This window comes from Lactobacillus sp. wkB10, assembly GCF_000760615.1.
Classification (GTDB): Bacteria; Bacillota; Bacilli; order Lactobacillales; family Lactobacillaceae; genus Lactobacillus; species Lactobacillus huangpiensis.
On the sequence record NZ_JRJB01000001.1, the window covers coordinates 229,335 to 254,888 of the forward strand.

Genomic DNA, 25,554 nt, shown 5'->3' on the forward strand with positions numbered 1-25,554 from the left:
TCGTAAATCTTGCGACTGCTATTTTACTGTGTAAGCTTTAATAATGGTGTTTACCTTTAGCCAGAACTGGCTTGATTTGGCTAATATAAGCTAAAATTCCAATAATGAGCCAAATAAATGTAATTAATGCACTGTACATCAAATTGGCGCTACCAGTTTTGATGTAAGTAACAGGTTCTGCAAAAGGAAATAATAAAGCAATTTCTTTTAACCATTCAGGATAAGCTGAAATTACAACTAGGACTCCTGATACTAATTGGGCTAAACTGCTAAAAATATTCTCCAAAAAGTAAGGATCATTCATTTGCCATGAGATGGCCCAAGATACAAAACCTAAAACGCAGCCATAAATACATAAAAGCGGTAGCATGAGCAAAGCTCGTTCAATAATGACTATGGGAGAGCCGGCTAAGTACAATAAAAATAGGTTAATTAATGCTAAAATGCAACCTATAATGATGGCAACAATGCATTTAGAAAGCCAATACATGATACTAAAAGGTCTTTTGGCAATTAATTCAAAGTCAATTTTTAAGTCTGCATCATTAATCACAGCGGAACAAAATGTTTCAAGAGCAAGTACCGCAGCATCTATTACAATTGAACTGATCGCAACATCCCAGTTAAATTGATTAGAATACTGCATATTGATTAATACTAACAGGACCAGATTTATCATTGGTGTGATAAAGAAATAAGTTAGTTTGGTACGCCAATTATTGAGAAAAGAAAGGCCAGAGAATTGTGTAGCAAACATTAGATAATTTTCAGAGCTCCTTTCTTTCTGACAAGGTCGTTAATTTTTCTCACAATAATCACAATTAACAAAAGCCAAAGAAGTAAACTGCAAAAATAAGCAGTCCAGTTGAGACTTTTATTATGGGACAAAGAAGCAATTGGTCCAGTTATAGGAATAAACCACTGAGAAAACTTGGTTAAGGGATTCAAAATGGTCTCATTGCCAAATAATCCTGCTAATAACAAAATAGGAGTGCCAATTAAGCCCTCATAAACCATTGCATTAGGTGAAAGAGTAAGAAATGAAGAAATTAAAATTCCCATTACTGAGCATCCGATCCACAGTAGAAAAATTAGCAAAATCTGGTACAGAGAAATTTTACCAGTAGCTACTCCTAAAATTTTTGCAAGAATATAAGCAATAGGAAATGAAAATAAACCATAGCTCGAAGCAGGTAAAAGTAAAGTAATTAAAGAAGCTCGCTCGTCATATTGACTGTTTAGCAAATATGGCAGCGTTCCTTTGTAACGTTCAAAACCGATACAACCGGCAACGGTTGTACACGAAGTCCACATACCAAAAATACCACTTTGCAGCCACAATTGTGGATTATTCAAATCGTGAGAAGCATAGGCCATAATATATTGCATCAAGAAAATGGAAACAGTACTAGTGATTGTTAACCAGACAAAGTACTGATCGGAAAGATAATCTTTTACATGAAAGAGGAAAAGACGAATAAAACGCATATCTAATTCCTCCTTAGTTTAGGAGCTATTGCCAAATAAGCTTCTTCCAAATTTTTAGGTTTTTGGTTGATTTCTTTTTCAGCCAAGCCCAAAACAGCAGAAACGGTGCCAGTGAAAAAAACTTTTCCTGCACCTAGAATAACTACATTTTTAGCTAGCTTTTCAACTTCTGACATCGTGTGACTTGTTAATAAAATACTAATGCCGGAATCTGCTAATTTTTTAATAGTCTTCTGAACGCTTTGCGCTATTTCAACATCTAAATCACTAGTAGGTTCATCTAAAAGTAATAAACTTGGATTATTTAACAAGGAACGAGCAATATGCAGTCTCTGCGTCATTCCTTTAGAAAATTTCCCTACCTTTTTATTTGCGACATTATCCAGCTCAACAATAGACAGAACACGATGTATTTCTTTTTTTTGCTTACGAAAGGGTACTTTGGCCAGATCCGCAAAAAATTGTAAATTTTGCTTTGCTGTGGCGTTACGGTAAAACCCTAGATCTCCACCAAAAGAAACGCCTATATTGGGTCTTTTACGAGCAGTAGTAATATCCTGTCCGTTTAAAATTACCTGACCAGAAGTAGGGAGCAAATAGCCACCTATAATTGAGACAGTGGTAGTTTTCCCCGCACCATTAGGTCCTAATAGAGCTAATATTTCTCCTTGATCAATTGTAAAAGAAACATCGTCTAAAGCTTGAAACTTTTGGTTTTTATCTTTATATGTTTCTATTAAATGTTTAACTTGTAAAATATTATTCAATTTTATCTCCAAAATTAATTTGGTGGAACTTCATCAATTAAAAAGGAAGGATGATCAAGTTCTTTATACACGTTAATTTGAAGATCTTGTTGTGAGCATTAAATCTAATGAATAAAGTATAACATATTTTTATTTAGTTTTTAATTTTTGCAGAAATAAATAGAACTGTTCTTATTAGAGCAGTTCTATTTTATTTAATCAACTGATTTTAAAGCTTCAAGCATATCAAGGTCTTTTAATTTTTTGTTAACAATAAATCCTAGAACTATTGTAATGATACCGATAACTCCTAACGGCCACAAAAAACTTGAGACAGATAATGCCGGATTAAACATGACATTGTCAGGTGGCACCACATAAAGAATATAGCGGTAAAGCAAATCTCCTGTGAGGTAACCGACTAAAATGCCAATACCTGTTAAAAGAATAGTTTCGCGATAAATATACATCGTTACTTCATTATCGTAGAAACCTAAAACTTTGATGGTTGAGAGTTCGCGAATTCTTTCGGCAATATTGATGTTGGTCAAATTATATTGAATTACAATTGCTAAAAGTCCGGCAACTACAATCAAAACAACCATGATCAAGTTAAGAGATTTTACCACCACGTCCAGCTCTTGGCTAACTGCAGTGTTTTGCACCACTCCTGCCACACCATTAAGAGCCATAAATTCTGCAGCAATTTTTCTCGTGTTTTTGCGAGTGGAATTTTTTAAGTTAACAAGGTATGCATTTGACGTGAAGCGTTTGTTAAAAATTTTCTGATATTGCGTTTTGTTCATGAAAATGAAATGTCCCATGTACATTTCAGTGATGCCAGCTACCTTCATTTTCCTAGATTGATTATTTTTATCCGTTAGAGATATATAGTCACCTTTGTTCACTTTGAGCAATGTGGACAATCTTTCTGAAATAATAACCCCGTTGTTTGATAAGTGCAATGTCTGCTTGGTTTTACGATTATTTAAATGAACATAGTTCTTCAGTACTTTGCTAGAAGAAGGAGCAATTAAGGTAATATCTTGTGTATCACCAGTTTTACCAGCAGTTTTAGACATTGACTCATAATAAATTGGTGTTTCTGATTTAATACTGTCTTCTTTTAATTTGCTATTTAAAGCTTTGTGCTGATGCTTTGAAATATCAGGCTTCTGGGCAACGATCATGTTGTAGTGAATGAGATCATTAAATTGCCTGTTATTCATATTAGTAATCGAATTTTTTACAGCAAAACCGGCAAAGAGCATAGTAGCAGCACCACAAACACCAAAAATAGTCATCAGCATGCGCTTTTTATAACGAAAAATATTACGGGCAGTAACTTTATGAGTAAAGCTGAGATGGTTCCAAATAAAAGGAATTCTTTCCAGCAAGATTTTAGAGCCAGCTGCAGGAGGCTTAGGCAATAGTAATGCGGCCGGTTTTTCTCTAAATTCATTTTTAGCAGTTAAGTATGCAGGCAAAACGGAACTGATCCAAGACAATAATAAAGCGATCAGACTGATTTGCCAATGAAAGTGTAATTCAATGGGCGGGATGGTCAGAGACTTGTAATAAGCATGATAAACAATTTGTGGCATCAAAGTGTGTCCCAAATAAACGCCCAAAATAGTGCCGATTGTACCTGAAATAAAGCCATAAGCGATGAATTTATTAATTATGACCTGATCATTATAGCCTAAGGCTTTCATTGTACCAGAATTGATTCTTTCTTCATCAATGAAGCGGTTCATTGTAGTAAAGGTAACTAAAGCGGCAACAAAATAAAGAAAAATAGGAAATACTTTAGCTAAATCTTCGACTACTTGCGCAACTGTTGTGTAAACTAAATTGCCTTCACCGCCTGGTACCTCGCGCCTATTGTATACGCTATAGCTTGGCAGAGCCAATTTCCGCAATTGCTTTTTAGCTTTTCTGATTTCTTCTTTGCCACTTTTAATTTTATTATTGACTCTCGCAGATTTACGAGCAAAGATCTTTTTTTCTTGTTTTAATTTTTGCTCGCCTTCAGCAATTTCTTGCTGAGCCTGTTGTAGTTGCAATCTTGCTGCTTGAGGTAAATTAGCTCCTGCAGCTTCAGTCTGTGATATTTGCGCATTTAATTTACTTTTTTGGAGGGTTAGTTGTTTTTCTGCGGAACTAATTTGCTCACTTGCAGCCTGTAATTTCTGCTCTGCTTGTTGAATTTTATTTTCTTGAGGTGCAATTTTTTTGTTAGCGGCAGTCATTATTCTTTTCTGCCTTTGATGCGCGGTGTTTTTTAAGTTATCTTGTAAAACTTTTTTATGGTGCTTAACTTTACTAGTGTAGACTTTGCCATAAGAGTCAAGGCCACGCAAATCTTTGTATCTTAGGTTAGCCACTGTATAAACCGTATGATTAAAAGCATCAGGGCTGACTACTGCATAACCTTTAAGTTCTCCAGTACCACTGTTACTTTGCCCTAAGTTTACATTTGATAAAATTTGACTGGACCTAACGAAACCTGTGATTTTGAAGCTTTTTCGTTTTAGCAGAGTGCTTCCTAAAATATTCTTCTTCTCTGTAAAACTGATATTTTGGCCAATTTTATATTTATGTGAATAATGGTCTGCCAAAGCAATTTCATTTGTTTTTACCGGCAAACGACCTTTACGCAATTCATATTTTCCTACTGATTTTGGTTTTGAAAAAATACGAAAACTTTCTTGACTATTTTTGACAACTGTATCTGTCATGTAGCCAAATTCAACGGTTTGCAGACCTTTAGTTTGTTTTATTTTTTGGCTATCTTTTTGGTCTAGACCATAATTACATATAACAGTGAGGTCAGCTGTTTTTAGTTTTTGCGCATAGTGATTGCCGGTATCACGCATGTCAGGTCCTGTCACCATTAAACCAACTAAAGCAAATGCACCAATCATCATTAACCCCATGATAGAAACAAATTGCCCCTTAGTATGTTTAATTGATCGCCAAAAATCTTTCAGAATAACTTTATTCATGATTAGCCTTTTCTACCATTTAACGCTGGCAATATCTGCTGGATGTTTATTTTCTTCAATTTGCGTAACTTTGCCGTCATGGAAGTGAATCACACGGTTTGCAAGGGGAGCTAAAGCACTGTTATGAGTAACTATGACTACTGTAGTACCATTCTCACGACTCATATTGATAATGGTTTGCAAAACACTTTTACCAGTTTGATAATCAAGTGCGCCAGTTGGTTCGTCACAAAGTAAAATTTTAGGGTTTTTAGCTATTGCTCGAGCAATTGCCACTCTTTGCTGCTCACCCCCTGAAAGTTCTGCAGGAAAGTTATTAATGCGATTTTTAAGACCAACATCTATCAAAGCTTTAACCGGATCAAGTGCATCTGGAACTATTTCTGATGCCAATTCTACATTTTCTCTTGCAGTTAGATTTTGAATTAAATTATAAAATTGGAAAACAAAACCAATGTCAGTGCGGCGATAGCTGGTTAGTTGTCTTTTATTATATTTAGCAATATTTTTGCCATCGATAATAACATCCCCAGAACTATTAGTATCCATTCCGCCCAAAATGTTCAAAATCGTGGATTTACCTGCTCCTGATGCACCTAAAATAATAGCCAATTCACCTTTTTCCACAGTAAAACTGACATCATTATTGGCTAATATTTCAGTATCTCCAGTTTGATAGCGCTTATAGTTGTGTCTTACGTCAATATAACTCATGAAAATCTGTCCTTATTGATTTTAATATAACTGATATAAACTTATTTTAATCTAGAAAACTTTCTAATACTTGTAAAACGCCCATTTCATTATTTGATGGTGCTTCATATTTTGCAATCTTTTTAAGTTTTTCATGACCGTTTTTCATCGCATAACTGTACCCAGCCAATTCAATCATTTCACGGTCATTCATGCCATCTCCAAACGCTATGAGTTCTTCTGGTTTAACATTGAAATATCTCAAAAAATATTTAATACCTTGCCCTTTATTAACATTGTTGGGCATAACATCAATATTATCGAAGCCACTGGTAGTACAGTGAATATGTTCAGAGTTTGTTTGATTGAACTTTTTTTCTAGTTCGCCAGCGAGCTTGGAGGAACAGTTTAGAGTTAGCTTTGTTAAACTATCGCTTGTAGGTATATCAACTAATTTCGCAATCTCTACTACATTGGGGTAAAAGAAATGCATCATATTTTTAAATTGAGTCGGGGCTTTTTTGTTAATATAAGAATGATCTAACCCACTAGCGGCAATATGTACTTGTGGATAATTATTTTCAATAAAACTGATCAGTTTAATACCCGTTTTATAGGTAAAAACGTGACGAACAATTATTTTATTGTCTTGAGTGAGAATTGAACCATTATCAGCTACAATATCTATCCTGTCCAAGAAATCATAGAAATCTTGGCGCAAACGTGATAATGGCCTACCACTGGAAACTATAAAATGAACGTGATGTTGTCTCAACTTGGTTAAAATTTTTTCAAAGCGTTGATGATCATATTGTTTGTCATCATTTTCAAAAGTACCGTCCATGTCTACTGCTACTGCTTTAAAGGGAATATGTGTCATTTTAATCTCCTTAATATAAGTTCTCAGGTATATTATATAGTAATTATTGTAAGGTTTAACTCCAGATATTCATTAATTTAAAAGCAAAATAAAAGCAAAAGCAGAAATGTTATTAGCAACATTCCTGCTTTTATCTATATTTATTTAGTTGTAATGGGTTTTCTTTTGCCAACTAGCCAGCAGATTAAAATTGCGAATACTGTTTCGATAATAATCAGGAAGATATTTATACCAATTTTTACCTGACCAAAATTAATAACTGCATTATTAAATAAAGCATTTTTTTCGCCTAAATAAAGGTCAAAGATAATTGAACCAATGATTAAGATGAACATAGTGATCCATTGTTTACGGTTAAATGCAATGCCATACTCTTCTTCACGACGTCTGATGCTTGGTAATATGACTCCTAAGCCAATTAAGACAATAATGGCAACGATGTTGATAATTAGTTCATACCACCAATAACCGCTGAATTTTTTAATATCTTGTGGTGCAATGCCTAAAATTGTAGCCGCAGCAGTAACTATTAGTAAAAATAGTCCCGCAAGATATCCTAATTTATCGTTTTTAATAAAGACATAGTCTGAAGTAAACTTTTTAGAGTTTTTCCTAATTTGCATAAACGAGAAAAATATCCAACAAGTTACTCCCGGTGAGATGATGCCATTTAAGTTCAATAGCCAATTAAAAATGTCGTTCATGTCTGGTAAAAAGATACCTAAGAGCATGATAAACGCTGATAAAGAAACGGTTAATACGTAACCATTGATAGGAAGGCCGTTTTTATCTTTTTTCTGTAAAAATTTAGGCATGTACTTGTCGCCAGTATCAGAAATGAGCATTCTGGTCATTGCGTCAAGCAGTACTGCTAATAAAGCAGCGTTATAAAAGACAGAAGTCCAAGCCCATACATAAAGCAAAGTTTTGCCCAAACCATATTGATGCCCTACCATATCAAATACATAGTAGGCACCATTCATTTTTAAATCGTTTGGAATATGGTAACTGTTGAAATATATTCCCAAAGCAAATGAACCGAAAACTGTTAAAAAAATAGTCATTAAAGCAAGTGCAATCATTGCTTTTGGGAAGTCAGACTTAGGCTTTTTCATTTTGGTCACATAAGGAGCAACAAGTTCACAGCCATTTAAAGCATAAATGAGCATTGCGATAGTTGTCCAATAATGCATGTCAAACTTGGGAATTAATGTCCGCCAGGTAAATGGTTGTGTAGCCATATGACCGCCTGATTTTGCTAGTCCTAGAAATGCGAGAAAAACAAACATCAAGGTCATAATAAGCATGAGTCCACCACCAATAGTAGATAAGACTTCCATTGAGTGAGAAAAGTAATGTTCAACAATAATGAAAATAATAAACATGGCAAATGTCATTAAAGCAAATTTTGTGTTAGAAATTTGGCTTTGAAACTTTTCAGAACCTGTCAGTGCCCAACCAATGTCAACTATAATTTCATTAGCAGAATCAACAGCATAGGGAATAGATGCAGCCCAGTATGTCCAGGCAGTAAAATATCCCAGAAATTCGCCATTAGTCCCACGAACCCAAGAAGATAAGCCTCCACCTTCATTATTGAAAACAGATCCCAGTTGCCCAACCATTAAAGAATAAGGAATAACATAAAATAAGCACATGATAATCCATGAAGTAACAACCGGCATTCCTTGATTCTGGAAGTTGTACATTATATCGTCTAACCCAATAACAGTACAAAAAGCCATCAAGGTTAAAACGGGCCAAGAAATATACTTTTTGTTTGAATTTATTTCCTCCACTAAAGTTCTCTCCTTTGAAAAACAACTAATGTTTTTATTTTACTAATTAAATAAAAAGATGACCAGAGGCTAGACAAACTTATTTTAATGAAAGCACATTCAAATTTAATTAAAAAAGCGGGAGAAATAGTTGCTAGTATTGAAATTTATAGTCCTCTGCGGTAAGATAATATCGTTAATGATAAGAAAAGAAAGAAGGATTCTTAAATGTCAGGACACTCAAAATGGCACAATATCCAAGGCCGCAAGAATGCACAAGACGCAAAGAGGGGTAAGATTTTCCAAAAATTATCTCGTGAAATATACATGGCTGCAAAGAATGGTGGTCCTGACCCTTCCGGAAATCCTAACTTGCGTATGGTTATGGACAAGGCACATGCTAACAATATGCCTAAGTCAAATATTGATCGTGCTATTAAAAAGGCAGAGGGCAATTCAGAAGAGCATTATGATGAAATCACTTATGAGGGATACGCACCAGGTGGTGTGGCTATCTTTGTTGAAGCACTGACTGATAATAAGAATCGGACTGCTTCTGCTGTCAGAGTAGCTTTTACTCGCAATGGTGGTTCTTTAGGAGCAACTGGTTCTGTTGCTTATATGTTCAATCGTAAAGGTTATATTGTCATTGATCGCACAACTACTGATGCTGATGAGGATCAGATGTTGCTTGACGTAATGGATGCTGGTGGAGATGACTTGCAAACCAGCGATGATGCTTATGAAATTTATACAGATCCAAAGCAATTTGCGCAAGTTCGTGATGCACTTGAAAAAGATGGCTATAAGTTAGCCAACGCAGAATTGACAATGATACCTGAAAACACAACACCTGTTCCAGATGATAAAAAAGAGCAATTTGACCATTTGGTTGATGCTCTAGAAGATGATGATGATGTTCAGAATGTTTATACGGCTGCAGCTGACGAAGAATAAGAAAAATCTTATTTAGTTGTTTCTCCAGAATTGACTAGTCAATTCTGGGGAATTTTTTTTTCTTAATTTTCGGGAGTTTTAGTTTTTTCTGCGCGATCTTCTTCCATAATAAAGCGGAGCATGTTGACATATTTTTCGGGTACATGTTGACCTTCATATAATAACTGAGCATTTTTATTAGCTATATCTAGGCAGTCTTTTTTATTACTACCTTTTTCTTGACCTAATAAATAATCAGTAGAAACATGCAATTCTCGAGCTACTTTAGTCAAAGATTGCGTGGAAGGTTTAATAGTTTTCCACCTATAAATACTATTTTCACCAATTTGGGCTTTTCTAGCAAGTTCTTTAATAGACATGCCATGTTTTTTAGCGGTATCAAAAATACGCGAATATACATTCATTCAAATTCTTCCTTAAAAAAGTATCACAAATGATTGTATTTGTGCTTGACCGCTATCATAAATGGTAATATAATAAAAGCATCCACATAGTGGTCGGCATGATTTTTATCATCGTGTTAACTAATTTAGTAGTCTGCGTTCAACATCGACTACTTTTTTATATACTTATATAGTATCACTTGTGGTAGTAGAAAAAGCAATATCAAATGTTGCAATTTTAAAAAAACGGGAGGTTAGTAGTAGCCTAAATAAAATATGTTCAATTAAAATGTTCATATTTAATAATATCTGGGCTAAAGAAAAAATTTTTTGTAGTTTTTACTTCTTTGTTAATGATATATACAAAGAGACAAAATAGCAATAAAAAATGTTTTGTTGCAATGTATTGATTAGCAATCACAACTAATGGATTTTTACATATTCATTTTACCTAGCATATAATTTTTGAATTGTAACAATTCTAATAGTTGGCTTAGGCTGTAATCAGGTTTGTTTGATTACAACTTAGATTGCTAATCAATATTTTATCAAAAAATATTATATATGTATTTATTATAGCTAAAATTTATCAGTCTCTTTTTATAACACCTATAACGGTAGATGATAAGGTAAAAATTTGGGAATAAAGAGACATTAAGATGCTATCTTCATTAAAAATAAATGCTATGAAAAATGAAACTTGAAAAAATGGATTAACTTTTTTTGGCGTAATAGCCGATGATGGGTTTAATTTTTAAGTGAAGTTTATAGATACATATAGGAAAAATGTAGAATTAAGTTAATGGTAAAATTGTCTTTTGTTTTTGGTTAAAATTAATAATAAAATAATATATTTTTAAATATTAATAAATAGTTTGCCATAATGAAAAATTGAAAATTGGGGATAACCCTATTTAAATCTTGATAATGCTTAAATAATGGTTTTAATAAAAAACTTATATGCAAGCAGCACTCACTTATATTATTATGAGAAATTGGTAATTGAGACTACAAAAAAGACTTGAATCTGACAGAGTTTTTCCTTTAACTCAGTTAAAAACCAATAGTAATTTTAATTTAAGAACAAAAATTTATTGCTTTTTGACTTAATTATGCTTACCTCTGAAATTATTAAATAGAAAGGGAAGTGATGCCAATAAGTCTCAACCTTAAATATCAACTCATTATCTGTGAAGATCTAATTTTATTATTCCTAGTGTTTATTCATATAATAAAAAATTTTTCTATCTAAATAAGTATGTTTTTAAAATCGCAGTAAGAATAGGTATTTAATGGATTAAAGCAACACGAAAGTGTTGCTTTTTTTGTTTGAAACAAACACTCAAAACCAAATCCAAACATTTTTCTCTGTGTCATTATATAATAATTGCAAAAAAGGGGAGGCAAATATGGCTATAATTGGACTTGATCATTTAGTACTTACAGTTAAAGATATTAAAACAACTACTGATTTTTACCATAAATATTTTGGTATAGAAACAATTAATTTTCAAAATGGTCGGACTGCTTTAAAACTTGGACATCAAAAAATTAATTTACATGAATTGGGACATGAAATTGATCCTAAAGCTGAATTTCCAACGCCAGGGTCTGGAGATATTTGTCTGATCAGTGATAAGCCAATTGATGATTTACTGAAGACTTTTCAAAAAAATAACTTACATATCGTTTTAGGGCCAGTTTTGCGAACTGGTGCTGAGGGAAAAATAAAATCAATTTACGTTAGAGATCCAGATCAGAATCTAATTGAAATTTCCAATTATATATAAACTTTTTAAAATAATAAAATAAAGAACATACAAACTATTGTATGTTTTTTTATTTGTAAAATTTTCTGATTTATTGCGACAAAAGCATGATTAAACATGCTTTTTAAGTATTAGACAATTATTAACCGTGACTTTAAACTTTTATTGTAAAAGGTGGTGAACGGCAATAAAGCCAGGCAAACTATAAATTTTATGTAAATGAGAAATAATAAATATAAAAAACTAACTTATATTTATTAGCTTTTATAATTTGATAAACGAATCAATCATTAATTTTATAAGCAGACTTTGGGAGAATATCAATGAAAAAATTTTCAAAGCAGAAAACTACAATTATTGTGGTCTTACTTTTAATACTAGTGTTTCTGGGTTTAGGCATGTACTGGTTTATAAATAGAAATCAGGCTCAGGAAAAAGCTGATGACAAAAGAAATGAACAGGTTTCAACTAAAAAAGTAAAAAATTTAAACAGAAGTCACGTTTTAATCGTTTATTTTTCAAGATCTGGTCAAAATTATCCTGGAGTTAATTTAAAGCGAGGAAATACTGCCCGTATCGCTGATGAAATTAAAAAAGTTACTGGTGCTCAAACTTTTGAGATTAAACCCAGGGTAGCTTATCCAAAGTCTTATGATAAAACAGTAAGTCAAGCAGAAAGGGAGCAAAAAAATAAGGCTAGACCAAAAATAAAAGGGGAGCTGCCTAAAGTTTCTAAATATGACACCATCTTTTTGGGTTACCCAATTTGGTGGGATGATATTCCAATGATTGTCAGGACTTTTATGGATCAGGTCGACCTTAATAATAAAACAATAATACCCTTTTCTACAAATGCGAGTTCAGGTTGGGGCAAGTCATTAAATACTATTCATAGTGTTTTTCCAAAAGCAAAATTGAAAAAAGGCTTTGAAATTAAAGGAGAAAATGCTGCTTCTGCCAAAGCCAAAGTAGATTCTTGGCTTCATGATTTAGGATATTAAACATAAAAAGAAAGGAAACCATATTGAAAACTTTAGTTTTAATTTTTCATCCTCATATAAATAATTCACGAGTAAATAAAGCTTTGAAACAAGAAGTTCTGAAAAATTCTTCAAAGGAGGTGATAGTAAGGGATGAATACGAAAAGTATCCAAATGAAAAAATAGATGTAGAATTAGAGCAAAGTCTGTTAGAAAAAGCCGGTAGAATAGTTTTACAATTTCCAATGTACTGGTATAGTTCCCCCAGCTTATTAAAAAAATGGGAAGACAAAGTTCTTCTACATGGCTGGGCTTATGGAAGTAGCGGAAATGCTCTTAAAGGCAAAGAGATGATTATTGCTGTTTCTACTGGTGCTCCAGCTAAAAATTATCATATTTACGGTGATTTTCATTATACCATTGATGAAATGCTTATTCCTTTTAAAGCTACAAGTAACTTAATTGGGACAAAATTTCTGAAACCTTTTATCCTCCAAGGAGTAATGCAAAATCTAACAGATGAACAGTTAAAAAAGGAATCTGAGAGATATGTTGACTATATTTTAAGCAACAAATAGCTTTCTTTCTCATTAGTTATTTTTAGTTAAGCTCACACAATTGTGTGAGCTTTTTTTGTTATATGAGAAAAATTCCTTTTTTTGCGTAATTAATAATGGTAGCAAGATAAGGAGGTTTTTATGAAAATCAAAGAAGCTGTTAATTCTTTAATTGAAGATGCAATAAATAAGCATTCAAGTGACATTTTCTTTTTAATGCGGGGAGTTAATCTAGTTGTGAGATTTCGCACAATTATGGGTATAGAAAATCAGGCTGAATATTCAATAAGAGAAGGCAAAGAAATGATCAATTTTCTAAAATTTGCTGCTCAAATGGATATAGCCGAACATCGTAGACCACAAGTGGGAGCATTCGAATATGATTTTAAGGGACAAATATATTACTTGCGTTTATCAAGTATTGGAGATTTCAATGATCATGAATCTTTGGTAATTAGAATTATTTATCAGATAAGTACAGGTAAATATTTTTTTGATGAACAAATTGAGAATCTGAAAACTTTGGCTCAAAGAAGAGGCTTAATAGTTACAAGTGGTCCTACAGGATCGGGTAAAACTACAACTATGTATAACTTGGCAAAAATGATAGGTCAAAATCGGATGGTTATGACGATTGAAGATCCTGTAGAAATACATGAAATAAATTTTTTACAAACGCAGGTTAACATGACAGCGGAAATCACATATTCCAGGTTGCTTGAAGCAGCTTTACGGCATAGACCAGATATTCTAATAATCGGTGAAATTAGAAATGCAATAACTGCGAGGCTGGCAGTAGATGCTGCTCTAAGTGGCCATCTTGTTTTTGCAACTGTTCATGCCAAAAGTACTTTGCAGACTATTTCGAGATTGGAAAGTCTAAATATTAATGCGGCTGATCTTTATAATTGTTTGACCGCTGTTAGCTATCAACGCTTACTGCCAACTAATACGGGTTTTGCCTGCTTAATGGATATTGATAGTGGACATCAATTACAGGCAGACATAAGCAAGCATAAACGAGGTGATTATGTTAGTTGGCACCAAAATTTGGTCAAGCTAAAGGAAAGGAAAAGAATTAGTGAACAGGTCTTTGAACAATTTCAGGCAGGATAAGCTAACAAATAAAGAACGGATTGAATTTCTAGAATATTTACAAAATAGTTTATCAAATGGCTTTTCGTTAAATACCAGTTTAGAAATGATGCCAATAATATGGCCTAAAAGAAAGAACTTATTTAATAGGTTAAGTAACAGCATTCAGTCAGGAAAAAGACTAAGTTTCGAAATGCTTAATTTGGGCTTTTCTAAGACTATTGCTACTCAGATTGAGCTGTCAATGGTACAGGGAAACCTAATTGAATGTCTTACCCAAATTGCGACTCTTACTCGTTTGAAACATGAACAAATAAAAAAGTTAAAATCTGAAATGACATACCCTTTTATTTTAGTGTTAATGATGATTTTTCTTTTATTGTTTATGCAGACTTTTGTATCTAATCAGTTTGCTGAATCTGGTGAACATACTGGAGACTACCTGTTATTACTTTTATTAATTTTGAGTTTAGGCTTAATTTATTTTATGAGCAGAATACTTCTGTTACTAAGAAAACAAGATTATAGCTCTTTGAGTAGACTCAGTCACTTTCCAGTTGTCGGACCATTAATCAAAATTTATGTGAAATATATTTTGATCTATGATACAGGACTACTACTGGCTAGTGGATTTTCCTTGCAAAAAATTTGTGACTATTCTGCAATGCAAGTTAAGGGATCTTTACAGCAATATGTGGGCACAAAAGTTGGTAAACAGCTGGCAAAAGGAATGAGTCCGGAAGAGATAATTAAAAATGAACAATTTTTGCCTAATGAAATTCTATTGTTGTTAAAAGCTGGATCAAAAAGGGGAGATTTGAGTAAGAAATTTTTATTATTAGGACGATCTCTTTTTAATGACTTAGCACAAAAAATTGAAAAATTAATAGTAAATGTTCAACCTGTTTGTTTTATTTTAATCGGTTTATGCATTATTGGATTATATTTGAAACTTTTATTGCCAATGTATGCAATGATGCAGGAAATATAGGAGAAAAAAGTGAAAAACATTTTGACAAAAGTTACATCTAATAAACATAAAGTAAAAGGTTTTACTTTAATTGAAATGGTAGTAGTGGTTGCAATCATAGTGATGCTGCTTATAATTATTGCACCAAATTTAACAAAGCAAAAAAATAGTGCTAATGAAAGGACTAATGATGCTTTTAAAACAACCTTGCAAACTCAAGCTACACTTTATGAGGATGATAAAGACCGTAATGGTAAAGAAATTAACTTTCAAAATATGTTTGATGATGGCTACTTAACGAAAAAGCAATTCTCAAAGTCTAAAAACTATACAGTAAATGATGGCGTAGTGGAAAGAAATGCTAAATAGGTTCAAGTTGCAAGGATTTACTTTAGCTGAAATGGTTGTTACCCTCACTATTATGCTTGGATTAGTGGGTCTATGCACTATAAAAATAAATGAATATAGGGAAAAGCTGATATTGGAAAACACGGTCAAAGAGATTAAAAGCTCTATTGAACATGCAGCAAGAAGATCAGCTATACAAAACCGCACAAGTATAGTCAGATATTATCCTCCGTCAAAAAAATTGATAATTATTGGTGGAAAAAAGCCGCAGATAATAAAAATAAAACCGCAAATAAGTATAAGTAATTTAAGTTTTTTAAAAATTTCAATTAGTGGTTCGTTACCACCTCACACAATTACTGTTACTAACCATCACTATACACGAAGAGTGAAGTTGCAAATGACTTGGGGACGAGCAATTGATGATAAATAGGAAAAAGAGCGGGTTCATAATGGCAGAAAGCATGATTGGTTTGATGATCGCAACAGTCGGTGTCATAACGTTAGCTTTAACAGTCAGAGAAAGTAGAATAATTGAGCGTAAAGTAGAACAAAAAACTGATCGCACATATGCTTGGAGTGTTTTGAAAAAGCATGGATTAAAAAGAATATTAATCCACGATCATATTTATGAGCTTAATGGTAATAATAGCATTTATGATATGGCAGAAAAAAAGACATATAAAATTAAAAACTAAAGGCTTCATTTTGGCGGAAGCAGTATTTGCGGTGTTTGTGACATTTGTGGTAGTTCTAATTTTACAGAATTTAGTAAAAAGTCTTACTCTAGCAAATAAAGTTCAGCATCGAACAGATGACATAGTATTTTCATATGTGCAACTAAACCGATTTATTAAAGAGAAACAGAATGTAAAAGCATTTACCTTACCAGAGAGATCTAATTCTGAAAAGGCTGTTTTTAAGAAAATTGATGCGCAAGGAAAAGATACAATATATCGTTTGACTCAATATAAAAATATGTTGCGCGTGACCACTCCCGAAGGCGGACATATGCCACTATTGTTAGATGTAAAAAGGTCTAGCTTTACAACCAATGATAGAATGTTGAAAATAGAAGTTACAGAAACAGACGGCAGAAAATCAGAATTATATTTTAAATTTAATTCAAGACCGACAAAAAATGAGAAAGAGAAGGTATTAAATGATCGAAAACAAAAGACTAAGATTAAAAGCTAATGCTTTTCTTAGCAGTATTTTGGTATTAATCACCTGCTTAGTTTTTATTCAATTTTATCTAGATGTTTATCAAAAAAGCATGGAAAATGATTTTTTATTAATTGAGTACTTAATTAATGATTGATTCTCTTGCTCTAATTACCTTTCTTCTATTAAAATATTTAAGAGATAAGGGGAATAAGCAATGGATAATATTGAAAAACTGTTTAATAATTTCTTGGACTGTGTTAAATGCTTGCAAGAGGCACTAAATGTCTCATTTGGTGAAGCTCTGACAGAAACTTTTGATAATCTCGAAAATAGTCAAATTAAGGTTGAACTGGGAGCTCCCGACAAAAAAACGGTTCAAGAATTGAGTCAAAAATATGAAAAATTAGATTATAGCGGACTTTCTAATAAGCTAAAGCTGCAAATTTTTACTTATTTAACTTTAAAAGCAATTAATGAAGACGGGTTGGATGTTAATCAGATGCCGACGCCTCCAGCGATTTCAACAGTAATTGCAATGTTTATGTTAAAACTTTTACCAAAGGAAAGGTTGATAATTGCCGATCCTGCTATTGGAACTGGAAATTTATTGTTTTCTGTAGTCAATCAGTTGAAAAGTGCTAATCACTCAAAGTCTGATTTTGAACTCTATGGTATTGATAATGATGAAGAAATGTTGAGCTTTGCTGATATTGAAGCTCATTTGAGTGATATTGATATTGAAATGTTTTGTCAGGATGCTCTAACTCCCTGGATGTTTAAAAGCCCTGATGTTGTTGTAAGTGACTTACCAGTTGGTTATTATCCAATTGATAAAAACGCTAAAAATTTTGCTACCAAATCTGAGAATGGACATTCGCTTGCTCATCTTTTATTTATTGAACAGATCATTAAAAATCTTAAAGCCGGTGGCTATGCTTTTCTGATTGTGCCACAAAATATTTTGTCTGGCAAAGGTGGTGGTGACTTTATGCCATGGCTAACTGATAAGGTTTTTCTGCGTGCAATAATTGAGTTACCCGACAGTGCTTTTCAGAATAAATTTAATCAAAAATCAATTTTGGCCTTTCAAAATCATGGAAAAAATATCAGAAATAGTGAAGTTTTTCTCACAAAGTTAGATTCATTTAAAAGTGAACAAGACCTAATAAAGCTTAATGTTAAACTAAATGAGTGGTATACTAAAAACATTGATTGATTTGTGAAAATTTCAAAGTCAAGTTTATGGAGGAATTACATTTATGAAAAAAGTTTTAGCAATCAACTCAGGCAGTTCTTCATTTAAATATAAGTTGTTTGCTTTACCTGAAGAAAAGGTTTTAGCAAATGGAATTGCTGACAGAGTTGGTATTGACGGTTCTTCTTTTGAAATTGAACTGGAGAATGGTGAAAAACATTCAGAGAATGTTGCCATTCCAGATCAGGAAACTGCAGTTAATTTACTACTTGAAGCATTAAAGAAATACCATGTGATTAACGATTTGAGTGAAATTGTAGGTGTTGGCCATAGAATAGTTGCAGGTGGAGAAGACTTTACTGATTCTGCTCTAATTGACAAGGAAAAACTTCAAAAGATTTATGATTTGAAGGAATATGCCCCACTTCATAATCCGGCAGAAGGAAAGGGAATTGAAGCCTTTATGAAATTACTGCCTGGTGTTCCTGAAGTAGGCGTTTTCGATACATCATTTCACCAAACTTTAGATCCTGTGCATTATATTTACTCAATTCCTTATCAATATTATGAAAAATATGGTGTGCGCAAGTATGGTGCTCATGGTACCTCCGTTCGTTATATTGTAGGACGCGCTGCTCAGATGTTGGGTAAAGATGTTAAAGATTTAAGGTTAATTGTTTGTCACCTTGGTTCAGGTGCATCCATTACTGCAGTTAAAGGTGGTAAGTCCTTTGATACATCAATGGGCTTTACTCCATTGGCTGGTATAACTATGGGTACACGCTCAGGTGATGTTGACCCATCTGTTTTGCAATATATCATGAATAAAGACCATATTGATATCAATGAAATGATTGAAATTTTGAATGATAAGTCTGGTCTGCTGGGAATTTCTGAAATTTCTTCTGATATGCGTGACCTAGAGAATAATTCTGATAAAAAAGCTGATCTCGCTAGAGCTATTTTTGTAAATCGTGTTATCCAATATATTGGCTCCTATATGGTGGAAATGAAGGGCGCAGATGCAATTATTTTCACAGCAGGCGTAGGTGAGCATGATTCCGGCATTCGTGAAAATGTGATGAAATCTTTTGAATTTATAGGCTTGAAGCCTGACTTGGAAGCAAATAAATCCAATGGCGAGAAGTTTATTACTAAACCAGATTCAAAGATTAAAGCTCTAATTATTCCAACTGATGAGGAATTAATGATTGAGCGTGATGTCGTTCGATTAGCACATTTGAATTAATAAAAACAAAAAATTATGAACCGTTAAGAAAGTTTCTTAACGGTTTTCTTTTACTTTGAAAATGAGCTAATATGAGGTTGATTTGCTGATCTTAGAAGTGACTTAGTTATAGAATTTACATATTTTGTGTTAACAGTTAACATAAAAAATGTTTAAAACCCTTTAGATATACAATTTTTTATTTTGAAAATTTCTGTATAATGAAAAGTAAGTTTGGAAGCCAGGCTATACAATAACTAACTATTGGAAAGAACCATAGAAAGAAACATAAATGATTAAATTAGTAGCTGTTGATGTTGATGATACTTTATTAAATAGTCAAGGTAAGATTCTAGAATCTTCTCGAGAAGCAATTACAAAAGCAATTAGCAAAAATGTTAAAGTGGTCTTATGTTCAGGAAGGCCCTATGCTGGAGTTAAAAAATTCATTGATGAATTAGCGTTGAATAACAATAATCAATATGTAATAACTTTTAATGGTGCCGTAATTGAAACAGGGTTGCACGTAAAATTACTTGAGAAATGTTTGTCTGCAAAAACTTATGAAGCAATTGACAAATTTAGTCAGAAAAACAAAGTTTTTTATAATATTGTGAATGCTGACAGTCAAATTATTACCAGCAATTTGAATGTGGGTAGAATAACAGTAACGCAGGCATGGGAAAACAATGCCGGAATATTGATTAGGAAACCACAAGATTTATCAAGTAAAGAAACTGTTATCAAAGCCGTTTTTGGCGATGAAAAAGAAAAACTAGATAAAATTGAAGCTGAAGTTAAGCATGTTTTTGGTCAAGATAATTATGTTGTCAGAGCAGCCGTTAATTTTTTAGAAGTAATGCATGCCAATGTTAATAAAGGTATTGCATTACAGTACTTAGCACAAAAGTTAAATTACAAAACGGAAGAAATAATGGCAATTGGGGATGAACGAAATGACATACCAATGTTTCAAGTAGCTGGAACTTCAGTAGTCATGAATAATGGTTCTGCAGAAGCAAAAAAACAAGCTGACTTTGAAACTGCATCAAATGATCAAGATGGTATAGCCTTAGCTTTTAGCAAATTTGTTTTTGATAAATAAAAAGTGATTTTATAATATTAGGCAAGATTGCTATATTATGCTATAATTATTTCTACCCAAAGCGGGGGTGTTTTGGGATTCGACAGGCGTAGATTCGCATTGACTGCGGTTCGTAGGTCACGTCTACGTAAAAACGTCACAGTTTTATAACTGCAAATAAAGAAAATTCTTACGCATTAGCTGCCTAATTTAGGCGTATGTGTTGCTTGTTTTCGGATTACTCACGTCTGAATTCAAGTATCAACTTAGTGAGTTACGTTTAACTACCTCATCTGAATAGTTAAAAAGAGTCATTCCAGGTTAGCTAGTCCATACTAGCCTGTTATATGGCGTTTTGGACTAGTGAAGTTCAAATAATATAACTATGATCGTAGATGTCAGTGACGGAATGCGTTTGGACAGGGGTTCAATTCCCCTCACCTCCATATAATCTATGTTGTAAATGCTGACTTTACCGCATTTAAGCATAATGATGGACTAAAAATGGACTAAACGATGCTTATCATTAGCATTATTTAGTCCTTTTTTCGTTTCTTTTCCATTTTTTATATGGAGTATATAAATAGAATAAAATATTTAATAAACTGCTTTGATTTTTCTTTTACCTTGTTTTCTTCGAAGCAATGCTAGTTAGTACATTTTGGAAACTGGAGTAACAAGGCTGAAAATTATTGATTTCTCTGACTAATCAAGTTTTTCATAATACTTTACAAAATTTTTTTCATAAAATTTTTACCCAAACTAGTAAATTCTATAATTCCATTTATAATTTTTATATCCCTTTCTCTATTTTTATCTAATGGTTTTATCGGATAGTCTGAATATTTCATTTCTTGATAAAATTTTTGAATATGCTTTTCTGAAATTTCAAAGTTATCTTTTATTTGAATTATTCCTAATGAGGTTAAAGTATCTAGCCCAGCTTCATCGTGAATGATATTCTCTTTAGAATATTTAATGCCAATAAAATGATCTAATACAGGATAAAAATATCCCTTATCCTCATAAAGAGCATAAGACACAGTAGGTATTGGAAGTACAGGATTAAAAAATAAGCTTTTTAATAGTTTTGCATCTGATGGACATAGTTGTGATAATATTGAAGAAAATTTGGGAGATATATCCTGATTATTTCTTTTATCAACTGAAGCTGCAATTAATTTGGCAAACATTTGTCTTAAATTATCGTCAGATATTTGATATTTAGAGTCTTCTATGGTTTTTATTGCTATATTAAGTTTGGAAATATCGCGACAATTTTCAGGTATTTTATTAATATTATGAATTATCGCATTTTTGAATTTTTCAATATGTTTATTTGCCCACATAACCGGAAAGTTTAAGGGCCATAGCATGAATTTTGACACTTCTCCTAATGTTTCACCAATATTTTTAGCTGTTGGATTAAGTAAAAGTTCTTTAGTACTTTGAGGAACCTGATTTAAAAAATTGGGGTTCATTTAATTTTCTCTCCTAAGAATTAATTTTTAATATATCTCATTATAAAGCAACAAGGTTTAAAAATCTTTATAGTAGTCATGTAAGAACAAATAGATCTACCACATGAGTTCCTAGAACATTTTTATGTAGTTTGATATGAATTATGAGTAGCTTGCAAATTTATAACTCTGCGAATAAAGAACCTAAGTTTAATAAGATTAGGAAAGAACAGATAACTCAATTAAAAATTTGATTTATTATCAACTTAAATAATAATTGTAGTAAAAAAATATAAATTTATTAAAGAAACTAAACTACTTTATTTCTAATAGGTGAAACTATTATAAAACATGAAACTCAAAAAATTATTTTTTGTGCTTTTTCTCAAAACCAATGTACTATTTTTCGAGCAAATTTTGGTAAATTTTTTCACAAGATGGCCACAAGTTTAATATCAGTCTCTCGTTTAGTTTTCCTGATTTAGTATGCAATCAGTCGATGGATAACAAAATATTTTTATTGAAGTAAAAGCTAAACTAGACGGCTGACTCCATAACAAGTTTCATTTTATCAGCTTTTAATGGAAACCAATACTATTCATGGAGTTATTCACAATTTAACCTTAACGTCTATTCAAAGATCACTAAACAATAATGAAGAAGAAATTGTTGACGCTAAAATTACTGCATTAATAAATAATGGCTATTCATTCAATAAAGCAGCAACTGAATTTAACTTTAGCCAAAATAAAATCAGATTAACTTTTAATCCATTAGGATTAGAAGGTAAAACTGTTTTTAGATATGTAGGTGCAAAAAATATATAGTAAGACTTTTAGTAAATACCGTGTGAACAGACATCAGTCTCTATTATTTATCACAAGTGCAGACCTTATTTATATAAGATAAGAAAGGATAATATTTAAAAAAGTTTCGAAAAATTGTTTGACTTAAAAAATTTGGGATTTTATAATTTTAGTCAAAGTACTAAAATAAAAATTTCAGCAAAAGTGATGAATCAGAAATTTTTGAACTAGCTAAAGATAGTGCAATAAATATCATTCTGTATTATAAAAACATGGAGCCTACGGCTGATATATTTATGAGAAAAAGGTTATAATAGCAATATAATGAAATAAGATTATATTAAAGCGTTATTGAAAATTAAAAAAATCATAAAACATCCAGTTAATTTCAAATTTATTTGTGTTAAAATAATAAACGAAATTCTCTATTATTCATTGACTTGTTAAAAATAAAAAAGAGACTAGGTTTGGTTCAGAATATGTGCTTTAAAAAAAGGCTTGTAATAGTTCTATGTTTAACTTATTTTTTCAAAAAATATATAAGAAAGAATCCCCAAATTATTCTATTAATACTTGGTTTTATTATTGTTTTTATCTTACCCTTAACTGCTAATAATTATCATGGCTGCTGGGATAAATTCAGTATTTTGCTCTTTTTATTAAAAAACGAAAATCTATTCTATTATTTTTTAATAAATATATTTATTTTTTCTCTTGGTTTCTATTTTCTTTTCACAGAACTAAAAGAAAGAAATTATTATTTATCTTTTATAAGTTTATATAGTATTTATTTTGATGTCCTATTGAGCTTTTTATATTGTAATTACATTGGGATATTTGAAAAACTGCTTAAAAATATCAAATTAGGAAAAAATATTTCGAAATTCAGTTCAATTTTATTAATTTTCGTTATATTTGCAGTGCTTTCATGGCTTCTTTTTTATAAAGAGGCAAAAGAGTGGAAAATAGAATATGATAAGATAGAATTTAATTTTATTTTTCTTGAATCAATTTTGAAATCAGGTGTATCATTTGTAACTATTATATCGATTTTTAAAATGAAATTAAGTGGGCTTTATTTATTGCTTTCTTTGTATCTTGAAGCTTATGCTGCTTTTATTTATCCTGTTATTGAAATGGGTAAATATTTGAGAGGAAAGGAATTAAAGTAAATACAATCAAACATTATTACTATAAAATAGCAAAACGCCCTCACCTCCACAAATCTTAAGTACTGATACTACAGCTTTTAAGTTCAAGAATGGCCTAAAAATGGAATACAAAGTGCTTATTATAACTATTGTTTAGTCGATTTTTATTTATAGAATATCTACTATTTCTTCGATGTGATTATCATTTTTGGCTTTTGAGCTTGTCTATCATGAAAGCAAAAATTTTTGCTAAAGTTACTAAAAAGATCACTAACGACCGTGTAAAGAAACAATTTTATAATAGACGCTAAGTTGGTAGTTCGGGACTTAGTCTATGAAGTTGAAAGTGTACTTTTTAGTAACTAATTTTAACGCTTCTAAAATCAGTTAATCAATTTTCATAATTTTAATTATATGTACATTATTGTTTGTCAAGCTTATGATAAGATATAAATTAAAGATATCTGGTATACAAGATGAAACTTTTTATATAGGTAGGATAGAGCCGAGTGAAAGAATAAATTGTATACCTATCCAATTTGCCTTTCCTGATATTAATATTTCTGATTTTAAAAAATTGACGAAGGAGCAAAAAGTTTATGTTCACGATAAAGAAGTTATAGCAAGTCCTTCGATAGTACATAATATTACTCTTTGGTATACAACTTCTGAAAACGAGCATCTTAAATGTGAATTTGTTGAAGATAATAATCTTGGATGCTTACGGTTAATCAATATTAAAGAAATTAAGCTTGATAGTAAGGATTATAGTACACAAGGCTTCTATGAAAGTGATTCAAAAATTTGGAAAATGAAAGACTTGAACGATTTTTTCATAGATGAAAAATTAGATGAAATTAACAGAAAAAAAGGAATTTATCCAAGTTTTAATAAGAAATAATAAAAAGGTAAAGTTTTTATTTGGAAGTTGATGAAATGGATCCACATAAAATGACATTGCAAGAGTTAGGAAAACATTTTTATGGTAGAACTGTTCAATTTAAGTTAAAAAATGGTAAAACGAAAACAATATTTGTCCAAGATATTATGAATGAAGAAGATGATGAACCAGAATTAACTTTTATTGGAGGTTCTGAAGAAAATGAAGTTCGCATCTCAGAAATTGTGAGTGCGTGTGAAATCAAGAAATAAAATTTTAACCAAAAAAATGACCTCCAAATATTTTTTTAGTTTTGAGGTCACATTTTGAGATAATTGTTTTTTGGAATAGTTTAATTTTAGTTAGTTAGTTGTATTAAAGTTTACCATTCTACTTGTAATTATAAATTCGTTTATTTGAAATCCCATCAGATTAGGTAAAGACCTTTTTGTCTTAATACCTGTTCAGAAGTTTTATCAGCAGGAGAATAACCATTATTTAGTAGTTCTGATATATACCAAGAATTATATTTGACACAGGTTACAATTCTTATAACTAGTCCTATAATTCCAAAAGAACAAAATTCAAGTAATTGAATAATTCCAAAAAGAATGGCAAACTTCCAATCTCCTCTGAAGATTGGTACCCACGCACCAAAGAAAAGGGCTGTCCAACTTGCCCCAACTTTTACCTGTTTAATTACTCCCGTTTTATCACTTTTTAAATTTGCTTTCATTATTACACTCCTTAATTTTTACCTTAGGTTTTAGGTCGCTGGCAATATGGACAAATCTTGAGAAAATCTGCTATTCTATTTATATATATTTATTATACTAAAAATAAAGCAAAAAACGATCTGATTTAAAAACTATTTTACTAACAATAAAGCCACTTAAATTAATTTAAACTTAAAAAAGGCAAATTATGTGCG

At 31.7% G+C, this 25,554-nt stretch carries 27 protein-coding genes and 1 other RNA gene; 18 read left to right on the plus strand and 10 right to left on the minus strand.

From position 1 onward, the window contains the following. Positions 1-37 precede the first annotated feature (37 nt). The 7 genes from LACWKB10_RS01105 to LACWKB10_RS01135 form a co-directional block, all read right to left on the minus strand. Positions 38-757 (minus strand): hypothetical protein, encoded by a 720-nt coding sequence (locus LACWKB10_RS01105; RefSeq protein ID WP_034977606.1) that lies wholly within the window; start codon positions 755-757, stop codon positions 38-40. Next, on the minus strand, positions 757-1,488 hold the full coding sequence (locus LACWKB10_RS01110) for a hypothetical protein (RefSeq protein WP_034977608.1): 732 nt from the start codon (positions 1,486-1,488) through the stop codon (positions 757-759). Before LACWKB10_RS01110 ends, LACWKB10_RS01105 begins: the two co-directional genes overlap by 1 nt. 2 nt (positions 1,489-1,490) lie before the next feature. Further along, positions 1,491-2,255 (minus strand): ABC transporter ATP-binding protein, encoded by a 765-nt coding sequence (locus LACWKB10_RS01115; protein WP_034977610.1) that lies wholly within the window; start codon positions 2,253-2,255, stop codon positions 1,491-1,493. Positions 2,256-2,449: 194 nt separating this feature from the next. After that, positions 2,450-5,242: an ABC transporter permease gene (locus LACWKB10_RS01120; protein ID WP_034977611.1), complete on the minus strand. Its 2,793-nt coding sequence runs from the start codon at positions 5,240-5,242 to the stop codon at positions 2,450-2,452. Positions 5,243-5,254: 12 nt separating this feature from the next. Next, positions 5,255-5,956: an ABC transporter ATP-binding protein gene (locus LACWKB10_RS01125; RefSeq protein ID WP_034977613.1), complete on the minus strand. Its 702-nt coding sequence runs from the start codon at positions 5,954-5,956 to the stop codon at positions 5,255-5,257. A 46-nt stretch (positions 5,957-6,002) separates the two neighbouring features. After that, positions 6,003-6,815 (minus strand): Cof-type HAD-IIB family hydrolase, encoded by an 813-nt coding sequence (locus tag LACWKB10_RS01130; protein ID WP_034977615.1) that lies wholly within the window; start codon positions 6,813-6,815, stop codon positions 6,003-6,005. 140 nt (positions 6,816-6,955) lie between these two features. Beyond that, the gene (locus LACWKB10_RS01135) at positions 6,956-8,560 is read right to left on the minus strand and encodes an APC family permease (RefSeq protein ID WP_369792465.1); all 1,605 of its coding nucleotides are present in this window, start codon (positions 8,558-8,560) and stop codon (positions 6,956-6,958) included. A gap of 261 nt (positions 8,561-8,821) precedes the next feature. Between LACWKB10_RS01135 and LACWKB10_RS01140 the strand changes: the two genes are divergently transcribed. Next, positions 8,822-9,550 carry a YebC/PmpR family DNA-binding transcriptional regulator gene (locus tag LACWKB10_RS01140; RefSeq protein WP_034977621.1) on the plus strand — a complete coding sequence of 243 codons (729 nt, stop codon included), beginning with the start codon at positions 8,822-8,824 and terminating at the stop codon, positions 9,548-9,550. A 62-nt stretch (positions 9,551-9,612) separates the two neighbouring features. Here LACWKB10_RS01140 and LACWKB10_RS01145 read toward each other — a convergent pair whose 3' ends face one another. Then, positions 9,613-9,954: a helix-turn-helix domain-containing protein gene (locus tag LACWKB10_RS01145; protein ID WP_034977626.1), complete on the minus strand. Its 342-nt coding sequence runs from the start codon at positions 9,952-9,954 to the stop codon at positions 9,613-9,615. A 1,388-nt stretch (positions 9,955-11,342) separates the two neighbouring features. Between LACWKB10_RS01145 and LACWKB10_RS01150 the strand changes: the two genes are divergently transcribed. The 13 genes from LACWKB10_RS01150 to ssrA all read left to right on the plus strand — a co-directional run bounded on the left by LACWKB10_RS01150 (position 11,343) and on the right by ssrA (position 20,775). Beyond that, complete coding sequence (locus LACWKB10_RS01150; RefSeq protein WP_034977629.1) at positions 11,343-11,723, plus strand: VOC family protein; 381 nt, start codon at positions 11,343-11,345, stop codon at positions 11,721-11,723. 302 nt (positions 11,724-12,025) lie between these two features. Next, positions 12,026-12,703, plus strand: a complete 678-nt coding sequence (locus LACWKB10_RS01155) for a flavodoxin (RefSeq protein ID WP_081945312.1) — start codon at positions 12,026-12,028, stop codon at positions 12,701-12,703. A gap of 23 nt (positions 12,704-12,726) precedes the next feature. Beyond that, on the plus strand, positions 12,727-13,260 hold the full coding sequence (locus LACWKB10_RS01160) for an NAD(P)H-dependent oxidoreductase (protein WP_034977631.1): 534 nt from the start codon (positions 12,727-12,729) through the stop codon (positions 13,258-13,260). 120 nt (positions 13,261-13,380) lie between these two features. After that, the gene (comGA, locus tag LACWKB10_RS01165; RefSeq protein WP_034977633.1) at positions 13,381-14,355 is read left to right on the plus strand and encodes a competence type IV pilus ATPase ComGA; all 975 of its coding nucleotides are present in this window, start codon (positions 13,381-13,383) and stop codon (positions 14,353-14,355) included. Further along, positions 14,321-15,325, plus strand: a complete 1,005-nt coding sequence (locus LACWKB10_RS01170; RefSeq protein ID WP_034977635.1) for a type II secretion system F family protein — start codon at positions 14,321-14,323, stop codon at positions 15,323-15,325. The genes comGA and LACWKB10_RS01170 overlap by 35 nt, the downstream gene beginning before the upstream one ends. A 9-nt stretch (positions 15,326-15,334) precedes the next feature. Next, entirely contained in the window at positions 15,335-15,673 is a 339-nt protein-coding gene (gene comGC, locus LACWKB10_RS01175) for a competence type IV pilus major pilin ComGC (RefSeq protein WP_034977638.1), read from the plus strand. Between the two features lie 7 nt (positions 15,674-15,680). Then, positions 15,681-16,085 (plus strand): Tfp pilus assembly protein FimT/FimU, encoded by a 405-nt coding sequence (locus LACWKB10_RS01180; protein ID WP_161779298.1) that lies wholly within the window; start codon positions 15,681-15,683, stop codon positions 16,083-16,085. A gap of 19 nt (positions 16,086-16,104) precedes the next feature. Beyond that, complete coding sequence (locus LACWKB10_RS01185; RefSeq protein WP_034977645.1) at positions 16,105-16,350, plus strand: hypothetical protein; 246 nt, start codon at positions 16,105-16,107, stop codon at positions 16,348-16,350. 10 nt (positions 16,351-16,360) lie between these two features. After that, positions 16,361-16,849, plus strand: coding sequence for a ComGF family competence protein (locus LACWKB10_RS01190; RefSeq protein WP_161779299.1), 489 nt, complete (start codon positions 16,361-16,363; stop codon positions 16,847-16,849). A gap of 184 nt (positions 16,850-17,033) precedes the next feature. Continuing rightward, positions 17,034-18,035 (plus strand): class I SAM-dependent methyltransferase, encoded by a 1,002-nt coding sequence (locus tag LACWKB10_RS01195; protein ID WP_034977650.1) that lies wholly within the window; start codon positions 17,034-17,036, stop codon positions 18,033-18,035. 43 nt (positions 18,036-18,078) lie between these two features. Beyond that, positions 18,079-19,263, plus strand: a complete 1,185-nt coding sequence (locus LACWKB10_RS01200; protein WP_034977653.1) for an acetate/propionate family kinase — start codon at positions 18,079-18,081, stop codon at positions 19,261-19,263. A gap of 271 nt (positions 19,264-19,534) precedes the next feature. Then, the gene (locus tag LACWKB10_RS01205) at positions 19,535-20,347 is read left to right on the plus strand and encodes a Cof-type HAD-IIB family hydrolase (protein ID WP_034977656.1); all 813 of its coding nucleotides are present in this window, start codon (positions 19,535-19,537) and stop codon (positions 20,345-20,347) included. Between the two features lie 63 nt (positions 20,348-20,410). Beyond that, positions 20,411-20,775: a transfer-messenger RNA gene (gene ssrA / locus LACWKB10_RS09950) on the plus strand. Between the two features lie 279 nt (positions 20,776-21,054). Here ssrA and LACWKB10_RS01210 read toward each other — a convergent pair. After that, positions 21,055-21,807: a DUF4393 domain-containing protein gene (locus LACWKB10_RS01210; RefSeq protein WP_034977659.1), complete on the minus strand. Its 753-nt coding sequence runs from the start codon at positions 21,805-21,807 to the stop codon at positions 21,055-21,057. A gap of 560 nt (positions 21,808-22,367) precedes the next feature. Between LACWKB10_RS01210 and LACWKB10_RS01215 the strand changes: the two genes are divergently transcribed. The 4 genes from LACWKB10_RS01215 (at position 22,368) to LACWKB10_RS01230 (ending at position 24,895) form a co-directional block, all read left to right on the plus strand. Further along, positions 22,368-22,613, plus strand: a complete 246-nt coding sequence (locus LACWKB10_RS01215; protein ID WP_034977662.1) for a hypothetical protein — start codon at positions 22,368-22,370, stop codon at positions 22,611-22,613. Positions 22,614-23,059: 446 nt separating this feature from the next. Beyond that, entirely contained in the window at positions 23,060-23,764 is a 705-nt protein-coding gene (locus LACWKB10_RS01220) for a hypothetical protein (RefSeq protein WP_034977665.1), read from the plus strand. 418 nt (positions 23,765-24,182) lie between these two features. Beyond that, the gene (locus LACWKB10_RS01225; RefSeq protein WP_152560543.1) at positions 24,183-24,644 is read left to right on the plus strand and encodes a hypothetical protein; all 462 of its coding nucleotides are present in this window, start codon (positions 24,183-24,185) and stop codon (positions 24,642-24,644) included. A 35-nt stretch (positions 24,645-24,679) separates the two neighbouring features. Then, positions 24,680-24,895: a hypothetical protein gene (locus LACWKB10_RS01230; protein WP_034977671.1), complete on the plus strand. Its 216-nt coding sequence runs from the start codon at positions 24,680-24,682 to the stop codon at positions 24,893-24,895. A 155-nt stretch (positions 24,896-25,050) separates the two neighbouring features. On the opposite strand, the gene LACWKB10_RS01235 is transcribed toward LACWKB10_RS01230, so the two are convergent. After that, positions 25,051-25,359 carry a hypothetical protein gene (locus LACWKB10_RS01235; protein WP_034977674.1) on the minus strand — a complete coding sequence of 103 codons (309 nt, stop codon included), beginning with the start codon at positions 25,357-25,359 and terminating at the stop codon, positions 25,051-25,053. Between the last annotated feature and the right edge of the window lie 195 nt (positions 25,360-25,554).

Coding starts and splice junctions, on each gene's coding strand:
- LACWKB10_RS01205 (WP_034977656.1), top strand. CDS start 19,535: ATGATTAAATTAGTAGCTGTTGATGTTGATGATACTTTATTAAATAGT.
- LACWKB10_RS01125 (WP_034977613.1), bottom strand. CDS start 5,956: ATGAGTTATATTGACGTAAGACACAACTATAAGCGCTATCAAACTGGA.
- comGA (WP_034977633.1), top strand. CDS start 13,381: ATGAAAATCAAAGAAGCTGTTAATTCTTTAATTGAAGATGCAATAAAT.
- LACWKB10_RS01140 (WP_034977621.1), top strand. CDS start 8,822: ATGTCAGGACACTCAAAATGGCACAATATCCAAGGCCGCAAGAATGCA.
- LACWKB10_RS01235 (WP_034977674.1), bottom strand. CDS start 25,359: ATGAAAGCAAATTTAAAAAGTGATAAAACGGGAGTAATTAAACAGGTA.
- LACWKB10_RS01155 (WP_081945312.1), top strand. CDS start 12,026: ATGAAAAAATTTTCAAAGCAGAAAACTACAATTATTGTGGTCTTACTT.
- LACWKB10_RS01210 (WP_034977659.1), bottom strand. CDS start 21,807: ATGAACCCCAATTTTTTAAATCAGGTTCCTCAAAGTACTAAAGAACTT.
- LACWKB10_RS01200 (WP_034977653.1), top strand. CDS start 18,079: ATGAAAAAAGTTTTAGCAATCAACTCAGGCAGTTCTTCATTTAAATAT.
- LACWKB10_RS01145 (WP_034977626.1), bottom strand. CDS start 9,954: ATGAATGTATATTCGCGTATTTTTGATACCGCTAAAAAACATGGCATG.
- LACWKB10_RS01195 (WP_034977650.1), top strand. CDS start 17,034: ATGGATAATATTGAAAAACTGTTTAATAATTTCTTGGACTGTGTTAAA.
- LACWKB10_RS01110 (WP_034977608.1), bottom strand. CDS start 1,488: ATGCGTTTTATTCGTCTTTTCCTCTTTCATGTAAAAGATTATCTTTCC.
- LACWKB10_RS01230 (WP_034977671.1), top strand. CDS start 24,680: ATGGATCCACATAAAATGACATTGCAAGAGTTAGGAAAACATTTTTAT.
- LACWKB10_RS01150 (WP_034977629.1), top strand. CDS start 11,343: ATGGCTATAATTGGACTTGATCATTTAGTACTTACAGTTAAAGATATT.
- LACWKB10_RS01130 (WP_034977615.1), bottom strand. CDS start 6,815: ATGACACATATTCCCTTTAAAGCAGTAGCAGTAGACATGGACGGTACT.
- LACWKB10_RS01120 (WP_034977611.1), bottom strand. CDS start 5,242: ATGAATAAAGTTATTCTGAAAGATTTTTGGCGATCAATTAAACATACT.
- LACWKB10_RS01215 (WP_034977662.1), top strand. CDS start 22,368: ATGGAAACCAATACTATTCATGGAGTTATTCACAATTTAACCTTAACG.
- LACWKB10_RS01225 (WP_152560543.1), top strand. CDS start 24,183: ATGATAAGATATAAATTAAAGATATCTGGTATACAAGATGAAACTTTT.
- LACWKB10_RS01135 (WP_369792465.1), bottom strand. CDS start 8,560: ATGGCTTTTTGTACTGTTATTGGGTTAGACGATATAATGTACAACTTC.
- LACWKB10_RS01185 (WP_034977645.1), top strand. CDS start 16,105: ATGGCAGAAAGCATGATTGGTTTGATGATCGCAACAGTCGGTGTCATA.
- LACWKB10_RS01105 (WP_034977606.1), bottom strand. CDS start 757: ATGTTTGCTACACAATTCTCTGGCCTTTCTTTTCTCAATAATTGGCGT.